The 274-nt window shown below is 51.8% G+C and carries 1 protein-coding gene; it reads left to right on the top strand.

Translation table 11 applies throughout. The features are described 5' to 3' along the window. On the top strand, nt 1-274 hold a 274-nt coding region (locus tag JQM66_RS12515; RefSeq protein ID WP_235230192.1), incomplete at both ends, for an IS66 family transposase.

Raw genomic sequence — 274 nt, 5'->3', positions numbered from 1 at the left:
CTTCATGCAGATGGATACCAGGGCTACCACAAACTGCCTGAAAATATCCGTGTTGTGGGTTGTTGGGCACATGCCCGGAGGAAATTTGACGAAGCCTTACAGACCCTGCCCAAAGAGGACCGAAAAGGTTCTTTGGCAGCAACTGGTGAGTGCTATTGCACCAGGCTATTCCAACTGGAGGAGTCTTTCGCAGAACTGACGCCAGAAGAACGATATGCTAAGCGCCTGGAACAGGAGAAACCGGTTCTGGACGCTCTGTTGGCATGGGCAAATG

Origin of the sequence: Oscillibacter valericigenes (assembly GCF_021531915.1) — a bacterium.
Classification (GTDB): Bacteria; Bacillota; Clostridia; order Oscillospirales; family Oscillospiraceae; genus Oscillibacter; species Oscillibacter valericigenes_A.
Note: the sequence above shows the minus strand (reverse complement) of the source record. Positions and strands in the feature narration are given on the sequence as shown.